We start from the raw sequence: 23,246 nt of genomic DNA, 5'->3' as shown, positions 1-23,246 counted from the left end.
ACCTGTCCTCGTAGCATCGGGGCGGCCATCCCGAGGAGGTCCATGTCCACCTTCACCGACCGCACGCTGGTCGTATCCGGCGGCAGCCGCGGCATCGGGCTGGCCATCGCACTCGCCGCGGCCCGACGCGGGGCGAACGTGGTGTTGCTGGCCAAGACCGCCGAACCGCATCCCAAACTTCCGGGCACCGTGCACACCGCTGTCGCCGAGGTGGAGGCCGCGGGCGGCAAGGGCTCCGGGCGGGGCGGCGGGAAGGCTATCGCGGTGGTCGGTGACGTGCGCAAGGAAGAGGACGTTCAGCGCGCGGTCGACACCGCGGTCGAACGGTTCGGCGGCATCGACATCGTCGTCAACAACGCCAGCGCCATCGCCACCGAACCGACCGACCGACTCAGCGCCAAGAAGTTCGACCTGATGATGGACATCAACATCCGGGGCACGTTCCTGCTCACCAAGGCGGCGCTGCCGTACCTGACCAAATCGCCCAACGCCCACGTGGTGACGCTGGCGCCGCCGTTGAACATGAACCCGCACTGGCTTGGCGCACATCCCTCCTACACGCTGTCCAAGTACGGTATGACGCTGTTGTCGCTGGGCTGGGCCGCCGAGTACGACTCCGTCGGTTTCGCCTGCCTGTGGCCCGAGACGTATATCGCCACGGCGGCGGTGTCCAACCTGGCCGACGGCGCAGAGCTGGCTTCCCGGTCGCGCGATCCGCAGATCATGGGCGATGCGGCCGTCGAGATCCTGTCGCGGCCGCCTGCCGACGTCAACGGCCAGTGCTACGTCGATTCCGCTGTGCTCGCCGAGGCCGGCGTCACCGATCTGTCGCGCTACGGCGGCGGGGACGATCCCATCCTTGATATCTTCATCGACAAATGAGCATCTCCTTACTGCTCGAGATGGCGTCCTCGAGCGATCCCGATCGGACGGCAGTGGTGTCCGATGAACTGCGCCTGACCACAACCGAACTGAGCGAGCTCGCCGACGGGGGTGCAGGCGCGATCGCAGCATCCGGCGCGTCCCACGTCGCCTACGTCGGTACCGGCGGTCTCATGTTGCCGCTGTTGTTGTTCGCCTCCGCCAGGGCAGGCGTTGCATTCACACCGCTGAACTACCGCCTCAGCAGCGACGGGCTGCGCGAGTTGATCGACCGGTTACCCGCGCCGCTGGTGGTCGCCGACAGCGAATACCACGACGCCATCGCCGGAGCGGGTAAGCAGGTGATCGACGCCGCGGAGTTCGTCACCGCCGCCCGTGCCGCCGAACCGGCCGCGGAGTTTCCCGATCCCGACGACGTCGGCGTCGTGCTGTTCACCTCGGGGACCACGTCACGGCCCAAAGCCGTTGAGCTGACGCACAATAACCTGACCAGCTACGTCACCGGCACCGTCGAGTTCGCGTCGGCGGAACCCGATGACGCCGCGCTGATCTGCGTGCCGCCTTACCATATCGCCGGGGTGGGTGCTGCACTGTCGAACCTGTATGCGGGCCGAAAGATGGTCTACCTGCGTCAGTTCGACCCGCGGGAGTGGGTGCGGTTGGTACGTGACGAGGGAGTCACAACGGCGACGGTGGTGCCGACGATGCTCGACCGTATCGTCACGGCGCTCGAGACCGATCCGGCCGACCTTCCCACGCTGCGCAACCTGGCCTACGGCGGTTCCAAGGTGGCGCTTCCGTTGGTGCGTAAGGCACTGGACCTGCTTCCCAACGTCGGGTTCGTCAACGCATACGGTCTCACGGAAACCAGCTCGACCATCGCCGTGCTCTCCCCCGACGACCACCGCGCCGCTCTGGCAGCAGCCGACGCCGCCGTAGCGCGCCGGCTCGGCTCGGTCGGCCAACCCGTGCCGGGCATAGAGGTGCAGATCCGCGGCGAGGACGGCGACGTGCTCGGGCCCGGCGAGACGGGCGAGTTGTTCGTCCGCGGAGACCAGGTGTCGGGCCGCTACGCCGAGATCGGCTCGGTGCTCGACGCCGACGGCTGGTTCCCCACCAAGGACATCGCCATGCTCGACGAAGGCGGCTACCTGTTCATCGGCGGCCGGTCCGACGACACCATCATCCGGGGCGGGGAGAACATCTCCCCGGCCGAGATCGAAGACGTCCTCGTCGAACATCCGCTGGTGCACGAATGCGCCGTGGTGGGGCCCGAAGACCCCGAGTGGGGCCAGATCATCGTGGCGGTGGTCGTACCCGTCGTCGCTTCCGACGGACGGGCGAACCCGGACCCCGATGAGCTGCGCGAGTTCGTTCGACGACAACTGCGCGGGTCTCGCACACCGGACCGGGTCGTCTTCCGAGACGAGCTGCCCACCAACGCGACGGGCAAGGTGCTGCGTCGCGAACTGGTCGATGAACTCTCGCGAACAAGCGCGAATAGCTAAGGAGCCGAACATGATCAAGAACGGCACACGTTTGCAGAGCCAGGTCTGCGACACCCAGGTGATCGTGGTGCGCAGCGCCGACAGCCTCGACGACCTCCGCGCCGGTGGCGTCCCGATGGTGGCCCTGGACGCCGAGAAGTCATCCGACGCCGCCCTTGACCCCGCATTCGCGGATGGCAATGCGATGGGCAAGCGCTACGTCGACGACAACGGCGCCGAGGTGCTCGTCACCAAGGCGGGCAAGGGCACGCTGAGCGTGGGTACCACGCCGTTGTCTCTCAAGGAAGCCAAACCGCTCCCCGCGAGCGACTGATACCTTCCAGGTTGTGAGGCCACGCCGCCTGCTCGCCCGGTATGCGGCGGGCCTTGCGTCGGCCTATCTCCTGACGGTCGCCGAGGTCATCGCGATCGTCCTGGCGCTCAGCGGTGGCAGCGCCGCGACGACCGAAAACATCATCACCGCCGCAGTACTCATCTGCATCGGCGCGGCCACCACCGGTGTGGGAGCCGTGCTCATCGTCGCACCGTCCCTGCGCTGGCTGCGCGCGGGCCGCCGACCCACCGAAGCCGAACGGCAAACGGCTCTCAAGACATTGCGCCGCCAGTCGGCGATCACCGTGGCGCCATGGGTGCTCACCGCCGCTGTGCTGATTCCGCTGAACCTCGATGCGGGCAACGAGGTCCAGGTGGTCATCGCCTCGGCCATCCTGTTCGGCGCCGTCGCAACGCTGTGCACCGGGTTCCTGTTCACGCTACGCACGCTTCGCCCGATATTGGCCAGCGTGTCACCGGATTCCACGTCGCGGGGGCTGACAGCCCCAGGTGTGCGGGCCCGGCTGATGCTCATGTGGACGGTCTGCACGGCGCTGCCCGGCCTGGCTATCGCGCTGCTGCTGATACTGCAGTCCCGTAACTGGATCATCACAGAGAACACCGCGATCGAACTGGCGCTGTTGGTGCTGGCGCTCGTCGCGGTCGTGCTCGGTCTGCGGGCGATGATCCTGGTCTCGATGTCGATCTCAGATCCGGTCGGAGAGGTCGTCGACGCGATGGCCGAAGTCGAGCGCGGACGAATCGACCATGCGGTCGACGTCTATGAATGGTCGGAGATCGGCCGACTGCAGCGGGGGTTCAACAGCATGGTCGCCGGGCTACGCGAACGTGACCGGTTGCGGGATCTGTTCGGCCGCCACGTGGGCGAGGAAGTGGCACGCCGCGCCGTCGACGACAGCGAATCCCTTTCGGGCGACGAGCGTGAAGTCACCGTGCTGTTCGTCGATCTGGTGGAGTCGACACGACTGGCAGCGACTCGCGAACCCCACGAGGTCGCCGAGGTGCTCAACGAATTCTTCCGGATCGTCGTCGACGAGGTCGACGCGCACCAGGGGTTGATCAACAAGTTTCAGGGTGATGCGGCGCTGGCCGTCTTCGGCGCACCGCTGCGCATCGACGATCCCCCGACGGCCGGCTTGGCCACCGCGCGTTCCCTGCGAGCGCAACTGCGGCGCCTCCCCGTCGACTTCGGCATCGGCGTATCGGCAGGCTCGGTATTCGCGGGCAACATCGGCGCGGAAAACCGCTACGAGTACACGGTTGTCGGCGACGCGGTCAACGAGGCGGCCCGCTTGGCCGACCTCGCCAAGGACTACCGGAGTCGGGTGTTGAGTTCGGGGGCGGCGATCGAACGGGCAAGCCAGGAGGAGCAAAGCCGCTGGGCCACCCAATGTTCGGAAGTGCTACTGCGCGGCCGCGCCGCTCCGACACAACTATGGGCGCCGGATAGCGACGATGTCTCGGACTGATTCCGTTTCCACGACCTCCTCGATGCGGGTGGCCGCCGCGAGCTTCATCGGGACGACGGTGGAGTTCTACGACTTCCTCATCTACGGCACGGCCGCCGCGCTGGTGTTTCCGAAGCTGTTCTTTCCCGACGCCGCGCCCGCGATGGGCCTGCTGTTGTCGTTCGCGACGTTCGGCGTGGGCTTCGTCGCCCGTCCGCTCGGCGGAATCGTGTTCGGCCACTTCGGGGACCGGGTGGGCCGCAAGAAGATGCTGGTGTACTCGCTGCTGTTGATGGGCGCCGCGACGGTGTTGATGGGCCTGCTGCCGACCTATGCCCAGATCGGTGCGGCCGCGCCGATCCTGTTGACGCTGTTGCGACTTGTGCAGGGCTTCGCCGTCGGGGGCGAATGGGGCGGCGCTACCCTGATGGCCGTCGAGCACGCCAGCCCCGACCGCAAGGGTCTCTACGGTGCCTTCCCCCAGATGGGCGCACCGGCGGGCACCGCGACCGCCACCCTGGCGTTCTTCGCGGTGTCGGGTCTGCCCGACGCGCAGTTTCTCGCGTGGGGTTGGCGCATCCCGTTCCTGGCCAGCGCCGTACTGATCGCCATCGGTCTGGTGATCCGGCTTTCGGTGACGGAGAGCCCCGACTTCGATGTCCTTCGGCAACGGTCGCAGGTGTTGCCGATGCCGATCGTGCAGGCATTCCGCAAACACGGCAAACAGATTCTCCTGGTCGCGGGCGCCTACCTGTCCCAAGGGGTGTTCGCCTACATCTGCGTGGCCTACCTGGTGTCCTATGCGACGACGGTGGCCGGGATCGACCGAACGGCAGCGCTTTTCGGCGTTTCGGCAGCCGCCCTCGTCGCCATCGCGACGTATCCGATGTTCGGCGGGCTGTCCGACAGGCTCGGCCGCAAGCCGGTCTTCGTTGCCGGCGTGGTCGCGATGGGGCTGTCGATCTGGCCGGCGTTTGCGTTGATCAACACCGGCAAGCCTGCACTGTTTCTGGTCGCGCTGCTGTTGGTGTTCGGGTTCGCGATGGCCCCCGCCGCCGGAGTCACCGGATCGTTGTTCAGCCTCGCGTTCGACGCCGACGTGCGCTACAGCGGGGTTTCCATCGGCTACACGCTGTCCCAGGTGGTGGGCTCGGCTTTCGCGCCGACGGTTGCCACCGCGCTGTACGCGGCGACGCACACCAGCGACTCGATCGTCGCCTACCTGGTGGTGGTGTCGGTGATCTCCGCGGTGTCGGCGTGCTTTCTGCCCGGCGGGTGGTCGCGCGACTCACGCGACTCACACAACGGCGTCGAACTCGATGTATAGGGCGGTGGGTCCGCTCATGCCGAGCAGCGGCTTCCACGGCGCCTGCCCGACGCGCCGCACGTTCGGGATCCGTCGGGCGAGGATGGTCAGCGCCTCGGCGAGCTCACGGCGGGCCAGGTTGGCGCCGAGGCAGTAGTGCGCTCCTCCGCCGAACGTCAGAATGGCGGGCGGGTCCGTGCGGGTGATGTCGAAGCGGGTCGGGTTCCCGTAGATCGTCGGGTCACGGTTGGCGGCGTAGGTGTTGACGATGATGAAGGTGCCTGCGGGAAAGGTGTATTCGCCGATTGTGACGTCGTCGATTGCGCTGCGCACGGTGCTGCACATCGACGGGGAGTGGCGCATGGTCTCCTCGACGGCGGGCATCGCCAGTTCCGGGCGGTCCTGAAGCAACTCCCATTGATCGGGATGGTCGCAGAGCACCTGCATCGACGCGGAAAGCTGGCTTCGGGTGGTGTCGGTGCCTGCCACCAGGATGCTGAACGCCAGCATGCGCAGTTCGCCCTGATTGAGCCGGTCACCGTCGTGCTCGGCGCGGATGAGCTCGGACAGCAGGTCGTCGGTGAGCCGATTGCGCCGGTGCCCGATCATCTCGTCGATGTAGTCGTCGAACTCGCCCCACGCCGCCAAGATCACCGGCGCTTCTTCGACGAGGTCGCAATCGAAGCTGACGATCTTGAAGATGTCCTCGGCCCACCGCGAAAACTGCTGCCAATCCTCCCGTGGCGCACCGAGTAACGCGCAGATCACCGGAATCGGGTAGGGCCTGGCGATGTCAGCGACGAACTCGCACCCGCCCTTGCCCGCGACCCGGTCGATGAGCTCGTTGACCACGGCGTGGATGGTGGGTTCCATGCGCGCGGTCCCTCGCGGTGTGAAGGCCTTCGACACCAACCCGCGCAGTCGCCGGTGTTCCTCGCCGTCCATGTTCAAGATGCTGCGGGTCACCCTGTCCCACAGCGGCCCCGAGGTGATCCCGTGCGCGGACAGGTGGATGCCCTGCGGTATCCCGAACCGCGGGTCGCGAAGCACCGTCCTGGCCATCTCATACGAGATCACCTCGGGTCCAATGGGTCCCAAGGCGATCGGCGCAATCTGCTGGGCGGCTCGGAACTGCGGATAGATCTGTTGCGGCGTGGCGGTGAGGTCATAGTCCAGCGACGGAAGCCCGGCCTCGAAGACACTGGGTTTCGCGGCCCGGACCGGCATGGCTTCTCCTCCGTGCTGTGCTACGTGGCTGCACCGAGCCGCAACGGCAGTTGCGGCAGCGTGCAGGTGGCCGACGGCCACGTGATCTCGGGGGTATACCCGGGCGCCAGCTCGAAATCCGGTATCCGGCGCAGCCATTCGCTGACGACGATCTTCAGCTCCATCCGGGCCAGATGCGAACCGAGGCAGCGGTGCGGTCCCCCACCGAACCCCCAGTGCTTGTGCACCTTGCCGTCCAGGACGAGATCGTCGCCGGAGGTGGCGTCGCTGCCGTCGCGGTTGATCGCGCCCAGACACAACCGGACCTCGGCGCCGGCGGGCAGCGTCACGCCGGCGACGGTCACCGGTCGGGCCGTACGTCGGCCCATTGTCGGTGCCGGCGGCTCCAGCCGGATCATCTCCTCGACGAAGCCGTCGATATCGCTGGGCTTTTCGCGAAGTTGTGCACGCAGTTCGGGCCGTCGAGCCAGCTCGAGGATGGTGAAGCCGATGGCCGAGGTGACCGTGTCGAGCCCGGCGAGAACGAAAACCAGGGAAAGCCCGGTCGCCTCCTCATCGGTCAACGGCTCATCGCTGTGCAGCAGCTGAGACAGGATGCCGTCCTGTGGTTCGCGCCGTTGCCGGTGCACGGCCTCGGTGAGGTAGGAGAACAACTCCGCGGCCGGCGTCAGGTCGACACTGGTCGGGTCCTTGGCCAGGCTGACCGCGATGATCGCGTCCTTCCAGGCGATCAGCCGCTCCCGGTCCGCGAGCGGCAGGCCGAACAGGGTGCGGAACACCTGGGAGGGGTAGGGGGTGGCGAGGTCGGCCATGATCTCGCACTCGGCTCGGTGCGCGATGTCGTCGATGATGTCGATGGCCTGCGCCTGCAACGACGGTAGGACGGCACTCAGTTTCTGTGGGCTGAAGAACGGATGCAGGATGCGACGGTAGCGCGTGTGTTCGGGCGGGTCGAACGCCAGCGGCACCATCGGCACCGGGCTGATCATGTCGTCATAGCTGGTTTGGGACGAAAAGGTCTCGTAATCACGTAGCGCGGCAAGGATATCCTCGCGGCGGGTGAAGTAGTACGAGTCGTCGCCGTACAGAACCGGTCCGAGGTTACGAAGTTTCGCCCAGCCCGCACCGCGGTCGTGGGCCATCGGCAGATCTTCGTAGCGGACTGGCGGCGGCAGGTTGGCGGAGATGTCGGTCATGTCACGTCCGTTGCTAGGAGGGTGATTGGCAGGTTGAACACAGAGAGGTCGATTTCATCGAGATAGGAGCCTTCGCCGGCGAAGCTTTGGCGAAACCGGGTGACCGCACCGTACCGGTCGGTCACCGCTTCGGCCGCTGCGGCGTCGGGCACCCGCAGCACCACCGTATACACGCCGTCGCCGTTTGCGGCCAGAAAGTCGTTGACCGACAACGCCACCGACGCGATGGACCCCGGGATGGGGCTGATCAGCTCGAGTCCGCCGTCCCAGTCCAGTTGCACGGTCACGCCCAACTCGGTCAGCTCAGCTGCGTTGAAGCTGAAGCCGAGCTCGGTGAACATCCGGGCGACGTTGGCTTGCCGTTCGGGAGCGACGGCGAAGACTACGTGGTGCAGCCGCGAACCGCCCTCGCTCATCAGCGCACCAGACCTCGCGGTCGAACCAGGCCGAGGTCGTGATGGGTGAGCCAGCCCGGCGGGGCATCGCAGACGTCGGGGATCGTGTTGATGGCGCCCATCGCGGTCCAGTCGTAGCCCGGATGGACCATGGTGCCGTCCGGCCCGTCTACACCCTGGAGGGTCAGTTCGGTCGGCGGGTCGCCTTCGATCACGATGCGGTAGCGGGTTTTGCCCCAGTCCCACGGCGGATCCAGCTTGTCGGGGCCCGCGGTCAGATAGATGGCGTGGTAGACGATCAGCGGCTTGCCGTCGGCCCAAGCTGTCCACTCGTGGTGCTGGGCGGCCACGGTGCCGCGCGGGATGGCACCCAGTTCGTGCGGTATGTCATCGGTCGAAACAGCCGCGCGCAGATCGGCTTTCACCTCGTCGATGTGCACCCCGACGCCGTCGGCGACCATGTGCATGGATTGGGCGAAAAAAGACACGCCGAGGCCCAGAATGGTTGGTTCGGAAAGGAACTTGTCGCGGTCCTTGCCGAAGCCCATCCAGTCGATGTGGTCCAGGGGTGCGTCGGTGAGGACGTTGACGACTTCGTAGACCTGGATCCTGTCGATCCGGCTGACGACGCGGGCGAGGGTGAGCGGCAAGATGTCGCCCGCATACCCGGGGTGGATGCCACCTGCGGAAAACGACGTCCCGCCGTCCTGGCACGCGGCGCGGACCTTGTCCCCCGGCTCACGGAAATCGTCTGTGGGATAGAACAAGCCGCTCGTCGTGACGACGTTCTTTCCGGAGCGCAGGAGTCGGCACACGGTGTCGACGTCCATGATCACCGGTGTGTAGAACACGCAGTCGGCGTCCATAGCGATCATCGACTCGACGTCGTCGGTGGCGATCACCCCGGTCGGCGGGATGCCCGCGATCTCCCCGGCGTCCTTGCCGACCTTGTCCTTGTCGTGCACAAGGACTCCGACCAGATCGAAGACCGGGCACTGGGCGAAATGCCGCACCCCGACCTGGCCGACGTCGCCTGTCATCCACTGGATGACCCGGTAGGTTTTCTCAGACATTGAGGACTCCCCGCGGAAGTAGCAGTGGCAGATCGTTATACGTAGCGATGCCTGCAGGCGCCGCCACCACGGCCGGGATCGCCGTGATCGCGGGCATCGCGACGATCGACAATCCCAGCATGATGTAGTCGTCCAACGTTTCGCCGACGAAGTCGGCGGGCGGCAGGAAGCTCAGCGTGGTCCTGATCGTCGGGGTGCCGCGGACCTCGACGGTGTAGCCCATGTCCAGTTCCCAGTCCGGATCCAGTGTCTGGCCCTTGCGCCAGCGGCCGCGGATCTCGATGACCTCTTTGCCGGCCACGATTCCCTTCCAGCCGACGTCGACGCCGGCGACACAACCCCTGGCGATCGTCCAGTCGCCGGGCAGGTGTAGGTCCTCGGTGGTCTGGGCATACGCGACGTCGCAGCGCACGTCGTCGAGTTCGACACCGAGTGCGTCGGCGACCAGGCGGACACCGTCACCGAAGATGGCCGAACCCTTCTCGGTGATGGCAGGCAGGTCGGGCTGGTCGATGGGATAGCCGAAGCCCATCGGCTTTTCGGTGGCGGGCGAGTTGTAGATCGTGGTGTCGATGGCCTCGGTGACGCTCACCTTCTCCACGCGCTCCGACAGGCCGGCCGACACGATCGCGAAGAGCTGGATGAAGCCGGGGTTGACCCCGCTGCCGAAGACGGTCGATCCGCCCATTCGGCACGCGTCGAGAATGCGGTCGCGGCCCTCACCGAGGAAATGGCCGGTGATGAACTCCGAGGTGGACACGATGTTGATGCCCGCGCTCAAGATTCTGACCATCTCGTCGACGTCGGCGAACATCGGGTTATACACCACACAGTCGGGCTGGAGTGCCAGCAGCGCATCGACGTCGTCGGTGGCGGCCACGCCCAAAGCCTCGATGCCGCACAGTTCTCCGGCATCGCGGCCGACCTTGTCCTTCGACCACGCGTAGCAGCCGACGAGCTCCAACTGCGGGTTGAGCGCGACCGCACGCACGGATCTTTTGCCGACGTTGCCCGTCGTCCACTGCACGACACGGTAGGTCATGCCACGGACCGCTGCGCTGGTGCGAAAACCACGGGCACCGAACGGTACCCTCGGGTGACGGAACTTCCGTGAAAGTGCGGCTCGCGGTTCGCGTCCAGGCGCAGGTCGGACATCCGCGCCAACACCTGTTCGAGGCCGACCTGCATTTCGAGGCGGGCGAGGTTTGATCCGAGGCAGCGGTGAACGCCGGCGCCGAACCCGAGATGCCGGTTCTCTCGGCGGTCGAGGACGCACCGGTCCGCATCCGGGAACACCTGTTCGTCGCGGTTGGCCGACGCGTAGTTGACGATGACCGATTCACCGGGGCAGAACGTCTGCCCGTTCAGTTCGACCTCGTTGGCGACCGTGCGCGGAATGCCGTGGATCGACCCGCCGAAGCGGATGAACTCCTCGACCGCGCGGCCCAGGATCTCCGGTTCGGCGATGAGGCGGTCGCGCTCCTCGGGATGGGTTGCCAGGTAGTGAAACGCGAATGACATAGCGCTGGCGGTGGTTTCGAGCCCGGCCTGCACCAGCAGCATGGCGTTGGCGACCACGTCGCCGAACGGCAGCCGCTCCCCGTCGATCTCGGCCGTCAGCAGCACGTCGATCATGTCGTCGCGCGGCGGCTGGGTGGCGCGTTCGCTCACCCCGTCGTGCAGGTGTTGATACAGCCCGCCCCAGGCGGCCATCCGGGTTTCCTCGGTGTCCCCGTTGAGCGCGGCGTCGGTGAGCTCGACGCACAGCGGCACGTCTTCGATGGGCATGCCGAGGACATACTTGAAGAAGACGATTCCCGGCTGGCGCCACGCCACATCGGCGAGGTCACCGCTTCCCGCTTCGATGAAACCGTCGATCAGCCGGTCGGTCTCCTCGCGGATCTGCGGACGCAGCGCCTTCATCCGCGCGGGTGAGAAGTACGGGTTGAGCACCTTGCGGAACTTCTGCTGGCGCGGGGGATCCAGGGTGATGACCAGATCGCCCGCCAGTTGCTCGCTTGCCTCCGGTGTCGGGTTGCTGGAGAAGTGCTGCCAGTCCTGCAGGATCCGGTAGCACTCCTCGTAGCGCACCGCGACCCAGGCCCCGCCCGGGGTCGCGCTGAGAAACGGCGTATCGGTGTGGGCGAACGGCGACGTCCGCCGCATCACCGCGTAGACGTCGTAGAGGAAGCCGTTGTCGTTGAAATCCGCGTGGCGCAAGTCCCAGTTGCGCGCGTGCTGCTCGGGCGGCTTTGAACTCACTGAGCCGAATCTTCTTGCTGCTGAGCGGCCTTGCGCGCTTCGCTTTCCTCGTGGATGCGCACCAGCTCGCGGAACCCGATCCGCTCGTACTTAGGCACGGGCTGGATCCCCCACTCGTCGCGGGCGGTGTCCTTGCCCTCGGCACCTTCCGGAGGACCAAGCACCGGATACGGAACCTTGCACTCGAGGGTGTCGTCGGAGTAGCGGACCTTGAGCAGGCCGCTGCAGATCTCGGTGAGGCTCAGCGTCGGATAGCCGTACCACACCGCCATGAACGGCAACGTGAAAGCCCCCTCGATGACGAGGGCGATCAGGCAGACGAGCACCGCGCGCTTGATGTACTTGTGCATCCGCGCGTAATACGGCGTCGTGCCGGGGGGCAGATCTTCGGCGGGGTCCTTTTCGTCGGTGGCCGACGAATCCGATGGTGACGTCATGAGGTACTCCTTAGCCTGTTCAGTCGGAGAAGATTTCGCGGTTGACCGTGTGTAGGTACGGGATCGCCAGGAACGGCGTTATGTAGAAGATGTCGTAGAGCCACCACCCGATGACCGGGAACAGGACCCCGGCGTAACGGACGTCGGCGTACATCGTCATGTTGAACACGTATGCGCACCAGATCACCACGCCCATCCAGCAGGTGATGATCATCCACTGGTGGCCCCACCGCTTCATCTGCAAAAAGCCGATCGCCGCCGCGCACCGCATGGCGAACACGGTGAGGATCAGCCCTGCGACATAGGCCTTTTCGCCGGGCACCGCAGACCCACCGACCCAGGGCTCGTTGTAGTGCCAGAAGTAGGCGGCGTCGAACATGTGGCCCCAGCCGATCATCAACACCCGGTTGATCAACGTGTGGTTGGCGACCAGGTCCAGCGCCCAGCCCAGGCTGTTGAGCATGCCGTCGATCAACACCAGGTATCCGATGAGGGTCACGATCATCGGCCGGACCGACAGGCCGGCGCGGGCAGCCTGACGTTGCAGCCAGACGCCGCGCATGAAGATCGGGAACCCGATCAGGCCCGGTGCCCACATGCCCATCAGCGCGGCACCCGCGATCATCCACTTGTCGGCTCGACGTTGAGCGAGCCGGGATTCTTCGTGGTGATCCTCGAGGCTGACGGTGGCCGTAGCGCTCACAGCGACCACCATCCGCGTTCGAACGACATGTAGAGCTGGATGAGGAACATCGCCAGCAGATAGCCGTAGATGACGATCTGCAGAATGATGAGCGCCTTCTTGCGCTGCTTCTCCTTGGGATCCATGGGGATTCCTTCCTAGTGCGGGGTGCTCGAGTTGTCTGCACCGGCCAGACTGGCCACCGCCACCTCGCGCAGGCCGTCGGTGACCGCGCCATCACTGGACAACGGCGCGAGAATGCAGGCCTCGGCGGCATCCAGTTCGGTCGCGCCCGCGGCGATCAGGTGTGCGGCGGTGACCAGGACACGGGTCGAGGGCGGTTCGAAATGAAACGCCTCGTCGGCGGTGCGGATGGCGGTGGCGCACGCGACCAGCCGGCTCGCGGCCGGCAGCGGTATGCCCGTTTCGGCGACGATGACCTCGGCCTCGCGGTCGGGCGGGAGATATCTCATCGGCAGGGTGACGAACCGCTGCCGAAACGACGGCTTGAGTTCCTTGAGCGAGCTTCGGTAGGCGGGGTTGTACGAGCACACCAGCATGAACGTCTCCGGCGCTTGGACGACTTCGTCGGCCCGGTCGAGGTAGAGCGTGCGTCGGTGGTCGGTCAGCGAGTGCAGCACGGCAAGTGAGTCGTGGCGCGCTTCGACCACCTCGTCGAGGTAGCAGATCGCGCCGGCCTTGACCGCGCGGGTCAGCGGTCCGTCGGTCCACACCACGTCACCTCCGGTGACCATGAACCGGCCGACGAGATCCGAACTCGTCAGATCGTCGTGGCAGCTGATCGTGACGACCGGTCGGCGCAGCAGCACGCCCATGTGCTCGACCAACCGCGTCTTACCGCACCCGGTCGGCCCGGTGAGCATGACCGGCAGTCGCCGGTGGTACGCCTGCTCGAACAACTCGATTTCGTTGCCGTTCGAGTAGTAGGTGTCGGTGGTCATCGGCGGTTCGGGCTCCCTCAGATTGGGTGTCGGTCAGGCGGCGACGAGTTCGCGGTGGACGTGGGCAAGCACCCCGGGCAGGTCCTCCACGCGCCGGATGCGTTGGGACCGGCGGGGTCCGAAGACCTCCGGGAGCGGGTCGACGCGGGTCGGCCCGACGCCGACGTAGTACATCGAGACGCCCGCGTCGTTGGCTTCCTCGACCGCGTGCGCGGCATCGGCCCACGCGTAGCGTCCTTCGTAGCCCTCGTCGGAGATCAGCCCGTCGCCGATCACGATCAGCAGGCGACGTTCGGACGGCTGCGCCAGCAGCCGGCTGGTCAAGTGTCGCAACGGTGCTCCGAGCCTGGTGTAGCCACCGGTCGACAGGCCGAGCCGACTGGGCGGAACGAAGCGCCGATCCTCGAAGTCCTTCAGGCAGTTGACCTCGACGCGGTGCCGGGTGTTCCCGGTGAACACGAAGATGCCGTGTCGTTCCCGCGCCAGCGTCATCGCCCTCGACAGTGCGTCAGCGCAGGCCAATTCGAGCTTGAAGACCTTTCCGCCGTGCACGCCCAGCGAGGAACTGCCGTCCAGAAGCAGGGCGGTCGTGACGTCGCGGCTGGCGGGCAGCAGTTCGCGGAAGATGCGCGGTTCGATCGCCTCGCCGGTGGTGAGGTCGATGTAGTGGTTCACATACTGCTCGACGTCGAGGTCGGAGCCGTCCTCGAGGCGGCTCTTCATCGCGCGGTGGGTGTGCTCCTCGAACCACTTGCGCAGGTCGGCCGAAACCACCCCGGGTTGGCGGTTGCGGCTGGTGTGAGCGCGTTCGAGAACCGCGACGTGATCGCGCATGAAACTCTTTGTCCAGGCGTTCCATTCCGGATAGGGAATGCCGGGCCGGTGCTCCGGGGTGAGATCGAGGTCGTTGTCCTGGGGGCGGCTGGGTGGCGGCAGGTTGGGGTTGCGGACTCCCCCGTCGCCGCCGACGGGAACGGAGTACGGCCGCGGCAGCCGCTTCTGCGTCGTGGTCCACGGCATCCGGCCGAAGCTGCGCCGTAGCTTGTCCGACAGGCCCTGCGGCACCGTGTACGCCAGCGGCAGCCTGCCCACCACACCCGGGACGTCGCCGACCGGCTGGCCGTTGCGCGACAACGAGATCGCGCGTTCGAGCATCGCGTCGGCCGTCATGTCGTCGGGTAGCATCTCGAGATCGGGCAGCAATCGCCGCGCTTCTACCACCAGGCCGGGCCAGTTGGCCGCGACCCAGCCCAATGCGACGGCGGCTTCCACCAGCGTGAGCGCGCGAAGTTCGCGCGCGGTGAGTTCGTTGAGCCGGTAGTGGGCAAGCCGCTCCTTGGACGGTGAACACTGCAGCGCGACACCGCACGTCAGCGTCCTGCGGGTCCAGTCACGCGCCAGGGACGGATACGGCACCAGCACGTGATCCAATCCCGGGTTCAGGCTGAACTGGCGATGCTCACCGGTCACCAGGCGCACCCCCTCGCGGCGTTGGCCGCTCAGCGCGACAGCGGTGACGGCGCAACTGCGCTCGACGACCAGCGCATGCGCGTCGGACAGCTCGCTCATCGCTGCCCTAGAACGTGCCCAGGCTGGAGAACATCCAGTACCAGAACCAGATGACGAGCGCCGCCCCGCCCCACGCCGCGACGTAGCGCAATATCTCCCAGATCCATGCCCACACTTCGAACTCCTCGGTTGTTGTGGTGGTGTCTGCGCGAACCTGTCATCGCACTTCCAAGCCGCGCACGGCGGTCGAGACCAACTTGGCCAGCATCGTCTTGCGGGTGAGCGGGTTGTCCGTCGTGGTGAGCACTCCGTAGATGCCGAGCAGAAAGAATGTCGCGCTGTAGAAGGCGTCGACCTCCCGATGGACTTCACCGTCGCGCAGGGCACGCTCGAGTTCACCGACCAGCAAGACGATGACCGGATGGTCGGTCCATTCGTCCTTGTGTGGTCTGGACGCAGAGAAGTGCTGTGCCAGTATCTCTTTGAAAAGCACCGGGCCGAAACGGTGTTCCAGCTCGGTCACGAGTTCGACCACGGCGGTCAACGTGGTCACCAGGTCGTGCCGGTGCTGGAGGAACTCGGCGAAGTCTGTCGCGATCCGCGACTCCTCGCGGCTCTCCAGTTCCAGCAGCACATGCTCCTTGCTGGGGAAGTGGAAGAAGAAGGTGCCGTGTGCGACGCCTGCCGTCGCAGCGATCGCGTTAACGTCGGCGCCGGCCATACCCGACTTCTTGAACTCGGCGATTGCCGCGCCGAGGATTCGTTCACGCGTCTGCAGCCGTCGTGCTTCGCGCATCGACACCTTCACCGGTGATGTCATGGTCCGCTCTTTGTAGCGCAGCTACTGACTGAAGTCAATGAGTTGAGTCAGTTATGCCTTAGTCGGAGAAGATCTCCCTGTTCACCGAGTGCAAGTACGGAATCGCCAGGAACGGCGTGATGTAGAAGATGTCGTAGATCCACCAACCGACCACCGGGAGTATTACTCCGGCGTAGCGGACGTCGGCGTACATCGTCATGTTGAACACGTACACGCACCAGATCACCACACCCATCCAGCAGGTGATGATCATCCACTGGTGGCCCCACCGCTTCATCTGCAGAAAGCCGATCGCCGCGGCGATCCGCATGCAGAACACGGTGAGGATCAGCCCCACTTCGAGCGCCTTCTCCCCCGGTCCGGCCGCGCCGCCGAGCCACAACTCGTTGTAGTGCCAGAAATAGCCCGCGTCGAACATTGCACCCCAGCCGTTCAACAAGACTCGGGCCAGCAGTGTGTGGTGGGCGACCAGGTCCAAGGCCCAGCCGAACACGTTTATCGCGGCGTCGACGATGACGCAGTATCCCAGCAGCGTTACCAGCATCGGCCGGACGGACAGGCCGCCGCGTTGCGCCTTGCGCAGCAGCCACACGCCCCGCAGGAACAGCGGCAGCCCGAAGATGCCGAGCGCCGCGGTGCCGATGAGCACGCTACCCGAGATCAGCCACTTGTCGGCCTGGCGTTGCGCCTGCCGCGACAATTCCATGTGTTCGTCTAAGCCACTTGTGGTCGCGATCGTCGCAGGACGATTCACGGGCACCTCCTGAAGAACGGGTGCTACGAGCTTGTCAGTATGGCTGACTCAAGTCAACAAATTAGCGTGCTTCGATACCACGCAGTGTCCTGGCGACGTAGTCGTCGAGCATGGCGCTCTGAGTGGGCCACTTATGGGTGGTCGTCAACAATGCGTATAGACCGAGAAGGAAGAACACCGCGCTGTTCATGGGATCGACGTCGGGCGCTACCCGACCAGCTTTCTGGGCACGTTCGATCTCCCGCGCCACCCTGACGATGACCGGGTGTTCCTGGCTCTCGTCGGCAGGCCTGCTCTGCGAGAAGTGCAGGGCCAGAAAGTCCTTGAACAGGATCGCCCCGAGACGGCGCTCCAGCCCCAGCACCAGGCGAACGGCCTCTTTGAGGATCGCAGGCAGGCTGCGTTTGGACTCCGCGAACCGGCCGAGTTGCCTGGCGATGCGCTCTTCTTCACGGCGCTCCAACTCGAGCAACACGTGCTGTTTGGTCGGGAAATGGAAAAAGAACGTGCCGTGGGCGACGCCCGCCGCGGTGACGATGGCACCCACGTCCGCGTCGGCCATCCCGCCCCGCTTGAACTCGGCAATGGCCGCACCCATCAGGCGCTCTCGCGTCTGTAACCGCTTGGCCTCACGTGCTGAAGGCCTGTCCACCACCGCCATACGTTGACGATAGCAACACTTTTCTTGGCTTGACATCTGTGATTGACTGCAGTCAATTTCACGGAGGAGTCCGGATGGCTTTGGAACAGTTCAACCTCGACGGACAGGTGGCGATCGTCACCGGCGCGGGCAAGGGTGTCGGACAAGGTATTGCCAGGGTGCTGGCCGAAGCGGGCGCGACGGTGGTCGGCACGGCGCGCACCGAGTCCGACATCGTCGCGACGATCAAAGACATCGAGGATTCTGGCGGTAAAGGACTCGCCCTGGTGGCCGACGCGATCAGCCGTCCAGATGGCGAACGTGTGGTGAACACGGCGATGAATGAGTTCGGGCGCATCGACATCCTCATCAACAATGTGGGTGGTTCGACGTTCGGCTCGTTTCTCGACATCACCGACGAGGACTTCCGGCACACCTTCGACTGGTGTGTCACGTCAGCGTTCATCATGAGTCAACTCGCCGCCCGTCACATGATCGAGGCCGGACACGGCAACATTGTCAACATCTCCTCGGGATCAGCACGTTTCGGCATCCGCGCGCTTACCGCGTACTGCGTCGCGAAGGGTGGGCTCGAAGCGCTCACCCGGGCGATGGCCCAGGAGTTGGCGCCGAAGATCCGCGTCAATGCCATCGCACTCGGCTCATTCGCAACCGAGGGACTGCAAAGCGGCCTCGATATGATGCCGGGGGCACTGGACACGATGCTCTCGCTCACTCCGCTGCATCGGCTCGGCGACGTCGAGGATCTCGGTCGGCTCTGCGTCTACCTATCGACCAAGGACTGCTATGCGACCAACGCCGTCTTCCACGTCGACGGCGGAATAGACTCGAACAACCTGCCGCTGCCCATCCCCGACTACTGATCGAGGCTTGAAATGCGCAGAGTAGTCCAGTTTTCCACCGGCAACGTCGGGCAGCACTCGTTGCCCGCGCTCATCGGGCGCCCCGACCTGGAGCTCGTCGGGTTACACGCCGCCAGCCCCGACAAGATCGGCAAGGACGCAGCCGACCTGTGCGGGCTCACCGAACCGACCGGGGTCATTGCGACCGATGACATCGACGCGCTCATCGCGCTGAAACCCGATTGCGTGGTCTACACCGCGCTGGGTGAGACGCGGCCGATGGAGGTGATCGAGGAGATGGCGAAGTTCCTCGCCGCGGGCATCAACGTCGTCGGCACGTCGATGGTGTGGTTGGTGACACCGAATCAGGCCGACGACTGGCTTCGGACTCCGCTGGAGGCGGCCTGCGAGGCGGGCAATTCGTCGCTGTACGTCAACGGCATCGATCCCGGCTACTCCGGGGACACGGCGGCGCTCGCCGCCTTGAGTTTGGTCACCCGCGCGGAATCGGTCACCGTGGCGGAGGTCTTCGACTACGGCAACTACGACGATTACGAATACACGGGAACGGCAATGGGTTTCGGTGCCGCCCCCGACGATGAGCGGCCGCTGGCGTTTCAGCCCGGCGTTGTGGCGTCGATCTTCGGCGGGCTGGTGCGCAACCTCGCCCACCACCTCGGCGTCGAACTCGACGAGGTCCGCGACCGCTACGAGCCGTGGTACACCGATAAACGCATCGAATGCAAGATGATGACCGTCGAACCCGGCCGGTTGGCCGGGGTTCGCTTCGCCGCAGAAGGGGTGCGCGGCGAAGTCCCCGTCATCACGGTGGAGCACACCACCCGGCTCACCCCCGCTGCCGCACCGGACTGGGAGTACCCGCCCGTCGGCCACTCCGGCGTGCACAAGGTGATCGTCGAAGGCGAACCGCGCATCGAGGTAAGCACCCTGCTGTCACACCCGACGCTCGACGTCACCGAAGCCGGATGTGTCTCCACCGCCGCCCGTGCCGTCAACGTGATCGACTGGGTGTGCCGCGCCCCCAAGGGAATCATCGCCGTCGAGGACATTCCGCCCGCCGAGATGGTTCGGGGGCTGATGTGGTGAGCCCAGGCACCCGACGGATATGAACAGTCTCGTTCCGCCCACTGTGCGTCAGGCGCGGTGGCTGATCCTCGGCGGGATATTCGCCATCGTGCTCGGCGTGGTGCGCGGCTACACGTTCTTCGCGCACGGTGGCCTGATATTCCTCATGCTCGGTGTGGTTTTCCTCGGCATCGGTGTCGCCTCGGTTGTCGCCTCGGTGCAGCGACTGCGGCTCGGCGACCCGCCGCGTGGCGACACCGCGCGACGTTGATCAGTTGTCAGCGCCACGCGCAGGCATGGTTTCACGCCTTGGCGAGCTGCTTCTGCTCGTAGAGCCGTGCCCATTCCTTGCGCGGACGGATCGACACGTCGACGTCAGTTGCCTTGGCGCGCAAGGCACCAACCGTCGCCTCGGAGCGCGGCGTCAGCTTGAACGGATCCCAGCTGAAGAACCGGCACGAGTTCTCCCAGGTGATCTTGTTGATGTCGGAGTCCGATGCCTCCACGGCGTTGAGTTCGGCCAGCACCTGCTCGGGCGCATCGGGCCAGAAGCAGTCCGAATGCGGGTAGTCGCACTCCCACGCGATGATGTCGATGCCGATCTCGTGGCGCAGCTTCAGCGAGGTCTTGTCGGTCACGTAGCAGGCCAGCGAGTGCTCGCGGAAGACGTCGGACGGCAGCTTGTCGCCGAAGTCGCGGCGCAGCCACTTCTGGTTGGTGTAGTGGCGGTCGCTGCGGTCGAGGTAGAACGGGATCCAGCCGATACCGCCTTCGGAGAACGCGAATTTCAGGTCCGGGTAGTTGCGCATCGCCGGGCCCCACAGCAGGTCCTGGGCACACATCGCAGAGATCTGGGTCGCCAGGATGATCAGGTTGTCGATCGGGGCGTTCGGCGCCATGCTGATCGCGCCGAAGCCGGTGCCGATGTGCAGACACATCACTACGTTCTCCTCCGAGAGCGTGCGGAACACCGGGCCCCAGTAGTCGTCGTCGTGGTAGCTCGGCAGGCCCTCCAGATGCGGCAGTTCCGGCATGGTGACCGCGCGGCACCCCTTGGCGGCCACCCGGCGGATCTCGTTGCACATGCCCTCGGGCGTCCACGTCGGCAGGATCGCGATCGGGATGAACCGGTCCGGGTACGAACCGGCCCACTCGTCGATGTGCCAGTCGTTGTAGGCCGACACCATGACCAGGGTGACGTCTTCGCGCGTCATGTTGAGGTGGCGCGCGGAGAAGCCAGTGAAGGTCGGAAAGCACATCGAGGCCAGGATGCCGTTGCGGTTCATGTCCCGGACCCGCTCGTGTACGTCGTACACCCCGGGGCGCATCTCGGCGAACCCCGCCGGGTCCCGGCCCCACTCCTCGGCCGGCCACGACACCACGGCGTTCAGCCCGCTCACGCCCTGTGGGCGGCCCTGGTACATCCACTGGTCGACGCCCTTGTCGTCGGTCACGACGATCGGCGCCTCGGCCTTGTACTTCGCAGGCACGTGACGCAGGAACATGTCGGGAGGCTCCACGACGTGGTCGTCAATGCTCACCAAGATCAGGTCGTCAGGTCGCATACCTTCGCTCATAACCCCAGTAGTACCGTCTTTTGGCGTGACCGTCTCTGCGCGATCGGACAGAGTCTTGGCCGAATCGGCCAACGACACGGTGGACCCTGCCCGCCGGGTGATCGATCTGCGCCGCGGCGGCCGGGCCCTGGGCGGCAGCTACCTCTACCACGGCGACGCGCTCATCACGGGTTGGCACTCGCACGACGTGCACCAGATCGAGTACGCGGTCGGTGGCGTCGTCGAGGTGGAGACCGACTCGGCGCACTACTTGCTGCCACCGCAGCAGGCGGCGTGGATCCCCGTCGGACTGGACCACCAGGCGACGATGAACCCGGACGTGCGAACCGTCGCGGTGATGTTCGACCCGCTGTTGATTCCCGACGGCGGCGACCGCGCCCGAATCATCGCGGTTTCGCCCCTGATCCGCGAGATGATGCTCTATGCGCTGCGCTGGCCGATAGATCGCCCGCACGGCGACGACATATCGGACGGCTTCTTTCGCACCCTGGCCAACTTGGTCAGCGAAGCGCTCGATCACGAGGCGCCGCTGAGCCTGCCGACTTCCGAGCACCCGATCGTCGCAGCCGCCATGGCCTACACCAAGGAGCACCTCGACGCCGCCTCCGTCGAAGACGTCAGCCGTGCCGTGGCCGTATCTGAGCGCACACTGCGGCGATTGTTCCAAGACACGCTCGGAATGCCTTGGCGAACATACCTTTTACACGCGCGGATGCTGCGCGCCATGGCGCTCCTGGCGGCACCGGGACAGTCCGTGCAGGCGACGTCGTCGGCGGTCGGCTTCGACAGCCTGAGCTCGTTCACCCGTGCGTTCGCCCAGTTCTGCGGTGAGACACCGACGACATACCGCAAAAGAGTTGGTAGCGAACGTCTTTAGTCGCGGATCTGCCCGTCGCGCAACAGCCCGTCGACGGCGTTCTGCCAACGCTGCAGCTGGGTGGGCGTGGTGAACGGCTCAGGCAGGTGCCGCTCGATGTGCGCGCGCAGGATGAAGGTGCCCAGCGCCAGTACGAGCGGGTTCAGCATCGCCCACGTCGGATCGAGACCGGGGCGGGTCAGCCCCAACTCGGTGCGCTGTTGCCACCGGGCGGCACCCAAGGCCGCCAGCGCGTCGAACAGCTTGCGGCCCAGCGCGCTGCCGTCGGTCAGGGCTCGTCCGGCGTAATCGACGACGTCGGGGTGCTCGACGACCAACTGGGTCACCCGCTGCCCGATGTCGGAGATCGAATCACCCGGCGGTTCGGTGACCGGTTCCGACAGGGTGGCGTTCACCACGGTCATCACGTAGTCGTCGACGGCCTGGATCAGACGGGCCTTCGTCGTGAAGTGGTGCTGCACCAAACCGAGGGACACCCCGGCGGCCGCGGCCACCGTGCGCAATGACGTCATCGCGGTCCCCGTGGTGGCGAAGCTGCGCAGTGCGGCGTTCCGGATCTTCTCAACGCTCGTCAGTGCGCTCGGGCCGGCTGTCACTGTCACCGTGACAGCGTAGCAATACAGCTGTATCGTCGGTTCCGATACATGTGTATTGTCGGCTTGGCGGCCGTCTGAGCCAGCGACATCGGAAGGCCAACTGGATGCAGAACCGCGAAAGGGTCGGCCCGCTACCTCTTGGAGTGGTCTCGTTGCCGGGCAGCGCGCCAGCCGGTGGGAAGACCACCGAGGACATCCCGTTGGGCCTCTGTATCCGCGATCCGGATCGATGGACGATCACCGCCGACGAGGGAGCCAAGGCCGTCTGCCGTGCGTGCCCGCGGCGCTGGCGGTGCGCACAGCAGGCGTGTGAGACGCCGGCCGCCGAAGGGATATGGGCCGGCATCCTGATTCCGGAGTCGGGGCGCGCCCGGCGGTTCGCGCTGAGGCAACTGCGCTCGCTCGCCGAACTCAACGGCTATCCGGTGCGCCATCGCCGGGACGCGGTCGAACACTCTGCCTGACGTCCATCAACACGTTTAGAAATTTCCTGTTAGGTCAATTCCTCGGCAACTGAGTTGGATCGCCGATGGGAGTACCGATGCGCGGGCGCACCTCCGCACCTTTTGTCGACACGAAGTCCGAGGCGTGGACGGAGGCCGTCGCCACGACCGGGCTATTCCTCAACATCGCGGGCGTGATCGCGCTCGCGGTGGCGTTCGCCAGCTGGACGGTCGGGGACGGAATGCTGGCCCTGGTGTTCGGGGTGATCGCCGCGGTGAGCACCACCAGCAGCATCGTCTGCTTCGTCAGGCAGTCCGCCCCCGAACCAGACGGCGTGTCACAGACCACCTAGGGGGCGCAGCAAACTGT

The 23,246-nt window shown here is 65.7% G+C and carries 27 protein-coding genes; 11 read left to right on the top strand and 16 right to left on the bottom strand.

Annotated elements, in window-relative coordinates; genetic code table 11:
• Positions 1 to 42 precede the first annotated feature (42 nt).
• From K3U96_RS07890 to K3U96_RS07870, 5 genes are read left to right on the top strand one after another with little or no spacing between them, the layout of a single operon-like run.
• On the top strand, positions 43 to 882 hold the full coding sequence (locus K3U96_RS07890) for an SDR family oxidoreductase (RefSeq protein WP_220692619.1): 840 nt from the start codon (positions 43 to 45) through the stop codon (positions 880 to 882).
• A complete protein-coding gene (locus K3U96_RS07885; RefSeq protein WP_220692618.1) occupies positions 879 to 2,390 on the top strand; it encodes a class I adenylate-forming enzyme family protein in 1,512 nt (503 codons plus the stop codon). Before K3U96_RS07890 ends, K3U96_RS07885 begins: the two co-directional genes overlap by 4 nt.
• A gap of 10 nt (positions 2,391 to 2,400) precedes the next feature.
• On the top strand, positions 2,401 to 2,703 hold the full coding sequence (locus K3U96_RS07880; RefSeq protein ID WP_069406740.1) for a hypothetical protein: 303 nt from the start codon (positions 2,401 to 2,403) through the stop codon (positions 2,701 to 2,703).
• Positions 2,704 to 2,716: 13 nt separating this feature from the next.
• Entirely contained in the window at positions 2,717 to 4,192 is a 1,476-nt protein-coding gene (locus K3U96_RS07875) for an adenylate/guanylate cyclase domain-containing protein (RefSeq protein WP_220692617.1), read from the top strand.
• Positions 4,179 to 5,498, top strand: coding sequence for an MFS transporter (locus tag K3U96_RS07870; protein WP_220692616.1), 1,320 nt, complete (start codon positions 4,179 to 4,181; stop codon positions 5,496 to 5,498). The genes K3U96_RS07875 and K3U96_RS07870 overlap by 14 nt, the downstream gene beginning before the upstream one ends.
• On the opposite strand, the gene K3U96_RS07865 is transcribed toward K3U96_RS07870, so the two are convergent.
• The 14 genes from K3U96_RS07865 to K3U96_RS07805 all read right to left on the bottom strand — a co-directional run bounded on the left by K3U96_RS07865 (position 5,469) and on the right by K3U96_RS07805 (position 17,455).
• Positions 5,469 to 6,704 (bottom strand): cytochrome P450, encoded by a 1,236-nt coding sequence (locus K3U96_RS07865; RefSeq protein ID WP_220692615.1) that lies wholly within the window; start codon positions 6,702 to 6,704, stop codon positions 5,469 to 5,471. The two genes, K3U96_RS07870 and K3U96_RS07865, sit on opposite strands and share 30 nt — an antisense overlap.
• Positions 6,705 to 6,724: 20 nt before the next feature.
• Positions 6,725 to 7,900 (bottom strand): cytochrome P450, encoded by a 1,176-nt coding sequence (locus tag K3U96_RS07860; protein WP_220692614.1) that lies wholly within the window; start codon positions 7,898 to 7,900, stop codon positions 6,725 to 6,727.
• Positions 7,897 to 8,316: a VOC family protein gene (locus K3U96_RS07855; RefSeq protein WP_220692613.1), complete on the bottom strand. Its 420-nt coding sequence runs from the start codon at positions 8,314 to 8,316 to the stop codon at positions 7,897 to 7,899. The genes K3U96_RS07860 and K3U96_RS07855 overlap by 4 nt, the downstream gene beginning before the upstream one ends.
• Positions 8,316 to 9,368, bottom strand: coding sequence for an NAD(P)H-dependent amine dehydrogenase family protein (locus K3U96_RS07850; protein WP_220692612.1), 1,053 nt, complete (start codon positions 9,366 to 9,368; stop codon positions 8,316 to 8,318). Before K3U96_RS07850 ends, K3U96_RS07855 begins: the two co-directional genes overlap by 1 nt.
• On the bottom strand, positions 9,361 to 10,410 hold the full coding sequence (locus K3U96_RS07845) for an NAD(P)H-dependent amine dehydrogenase family protein (RefSeq protein ID WP_069406734.1): 1,050 nt from the start codon (positions 10,408 to 10,410) through the stop codon (positions 9,361 to 9,363). The genes K3U96_RS07850 and K3U96_RS07845 overlap by 8 nt, the downstream gene beginning before the upstream one ends.
• The gene (locus K3U96_RS07840) at positions 10,407 to 11,630 is read right to left on the bottom strand and encodes a cytochrome P450 (RefSeq protein ID WP_220692611.1); all 1,224 of its coding nucleotides are present in this window, start codon (positions 11,628 to 11,630) and stop codon (positions 10,407 to 10,409) included. The genes K3U96_RS07845 and K3U96_RS07840 overlap by 4 nt, the downstream gene beginning before the upstream one ends.
• Complete coding sequence (locus K3U96_RS07835) at positions 11,627 to 12,067, bottom strand: hypothetical protein (RefSeq protein ID WP_220692610.1); 441 nt, start codon at positions 12,065 to 12,067, stop codon at positions 11,627 to 11,629. The genes K3U96_RS07840 and K3U96_RS07835 overlap by 4 nt, the downstream gene beginning before the upstream one ends.
• Positions 12,068 to 12,086: 19 nt before the next feature.
• Positions 12,087 to 12,782 (bottom strand): hypothetical protein, encoded by a 696-nt coding sequence (locus tag K3U96_RS07830; RefSeq protein WP_220692609.1) that lies wholly within the window; start codon positions 12,780 to 12,782, stop codon positions 12,087 to 12,089.
• A complete protein-coding gene (locus K3U96_RS27050) occupies positions 12,767 to 12,895 on the bottom strand; it encodes a hypothetical protein (RefSeq protein WP_268875954.1) in 129 nt (42 codons plus the stop codon). The genes K3U96_RS07830 and K3U96_RS27050 overlap by 16 nt, the downstream gene beginning before the upstream one ends.
• A 12-nt stretch (positions 12,896 to 12,907) precedes the next feature.
• Positions 12,908 to 13,711, bottom strand: a complete 804-nt coding sequence (locus K3U96_RS07825; protein WP_069407070.1) for a CbbQ/NirQ/NorQ/GpvN family protein — start codon at positions 13,709 to 13,711, stop codon at positions 12,908 to 12,910.
• Between the two features lie 33 nt (positions 13,712 to 13,744).
• On the bottom strand, positions 13,745 to 15,280 hold the full coding sequence (locus tag K3U96_RS07820) for a nitric oxide reductase activation protein NorD (RefSeq protein ID WP_220692608.1): 1,536 nt from the start codon (positions 15,278 to 15,280) through the stop codon (positions 13,745 to 13,747).
• Positions 15,281 to 15,437: 157 nt separating this feature from the next.
• Entirely contained in the window at positions 15,438 to 16,040 is a 603-nt protein-coding gene (locus K3U96_RS07815; RefSeq protein ID WP_220692607.1) for a TetR/AcrR family transcriptional regulator, read from the bottom strand.
• A gap of 58 nt (positions 16,041 to 16,098) precedes the next feature.
• Positions 16,099 to 16,746, bottom strand: coding sequence for a hypothetical protein (locus K3U96_RS07810; RefSeq protein ID WP_110917413.1), 648 nt, complete (start codon positions 16,744 to 16,746; stop codon positions 16,099 to 16,101).
• Positions 16,747 to 16,855: 109 nt separating this feature from the next.
• Positions 16,856 to 17,455: a TetR/AcrR family transcriptional regulator gene (locus K3U96_RS07805; RefSeq protein ID WP_220692606.1), complete on the bottom strand. Its 600-nt coding sequence runs from the start codon at positions 17,453 to 17,455 to the stop codon at positions 16,856 to 16,858.
• 74 nt (positions 17,456 to 17,529) lie between these two features.
• Between K3U96_RS07805 and K3U96_RS07800 the strand changes: the two genes are divergently transcribed.
• From K3U96_RS07800 to K3U96_RS07790, 3 genes are read left to right on the top strand one after another with little or no spacing between them, the layout of a single operon-like run.
• Entirely contained in the window at positions 17,530 to 18,318 is a 789-nt protein-coding gene (locus tag K3U96_RS07800) for an SDR family NAD(P)-dependent oxidoreductase (protein WP_220692605.1), read from the top strand.
• A 12-nt stretch (positions 18,319 to 18,330) separates the two neighbouring features.
• Positions 18,331 to 19,404, top strand: coding sequence for an NAD(P)H-dependent amine dehydrogenase family protein (locus K3U96_RS07795; RefSeq protein WP_069407076.1), 1,074 nt, complete (start codon positions 18,331 to 18,333; stop codon positions 19,402 to 19,404).
• Positions 19,405 to 19,423: 19 nt separating this feature from the next.
• The gene (locus K3U96_RS07790; protein WP_069407077.1) at positions 19,424 to 19,654 is read left to right on the top strand and encodes a hypothetical protein; all 231 of its coding nucleotides are present in this window, start codon (positions 19,424 to 19,426) and stop codon (positions 19,652 to 19,654) included.
• 31 nt (positions 19,655 to 19,685) lie between these two features.
• On the opposite strand, the gene K3U96_RS07785 is transcribed toward K3U96_RS07790, so the two are convergent.
• A complete protein-coding gene (locus tag K3U96_RS07785) occupies positions 19,686 to 20,948 on the bottom strand; it encodes an amidohydrolase family protein (protein ID WP_069407083.1) in 1,263 nt (420 codons plus the stop codon).
• A 37-nt stretch (positions 20,949 to 20,985) separates the two neighbouring features.
• Between K3U96_RS07785 and K3U96_RS07780 the strand changes: the two genes are divergently transcribed.
• The gene (locus K3U96_RS07780) at positions 20,986 to 21,837 is read left to right on the top strand and encodes an AraC family transcriptional regulator (protein WP_220692604.1); all 852 of its coding nucleotides are present in this window, start codon (positions 20,986 to 20,988) and stop codon (positions 21,835 to 21,837) included.
• Here K3U96_RS07780 and K3U96_RS07775 read toward each other — a convergent pair.
• The gene (locus tag K3U96_RS07775; RefSeq protein ID WP_230982398.1) at positions 21,834 to 22,439 is read right to left on the bottom strand and encodes a TetR/AcrR family transcriptional regulator; all 606 of its coding nucleotides are present in this window, start codon (positions 22,437 to 22,439) and stop codon (positions 21,834 to 21,836) included. The two genes, K3U96_RS07780 and K3U96_RS07775, sit on opposite strands and share 4 nt — an antisense overlap.
• 98 nt (positions 22,440 to 22,537) lie before the next feature.
• Here K3U96_RS07775 and K3U96_RS07770 point away from each other — a divergent pair, with 98 nt between their 5' ends.
• Positions 22,538 to 22,897, top strand: coding sequence for a WhiB family transcriptional regulator (locus K3U96_RS07770; protein ID WP_220692603.1), 360 nt, complete (start codon positions 22,538 to 22,540; stop codon positions 22,895 to 22,897).
• Between the two features lie 77 nt (positions 22,898 to 22,974).
• Positions 22,975 to 23,229: a hypothetical protein gene (locus K3U96_RS07765; RefSeq protein ID WP_220692602.1), complete on the top strand. Its 255-nt coding sequence runs from the start codon at positions 22,975 to 22,977 to the stop codon at positions 23,227 to 23,229.
• Positions 23,230 to 23,246 lie beyond the last annotated feature (17 nt).

Origin of the sequence: Mycolicibacterium holsaticum DSM 44478 = JCM 12374, assembly GCF_019645835.1 — a bacterium.
GTDB lineage: Bacteria > Actinomycetota > Actinomycetes > Mycobacteriales > Mycobacteriaceae > Mycobacterium > Mycobacterium holsaticum.
Note: the sequence above shows the minus strand (reverse complement) of the source record. Positions and strands in the feature narration are given on the sequence as shown.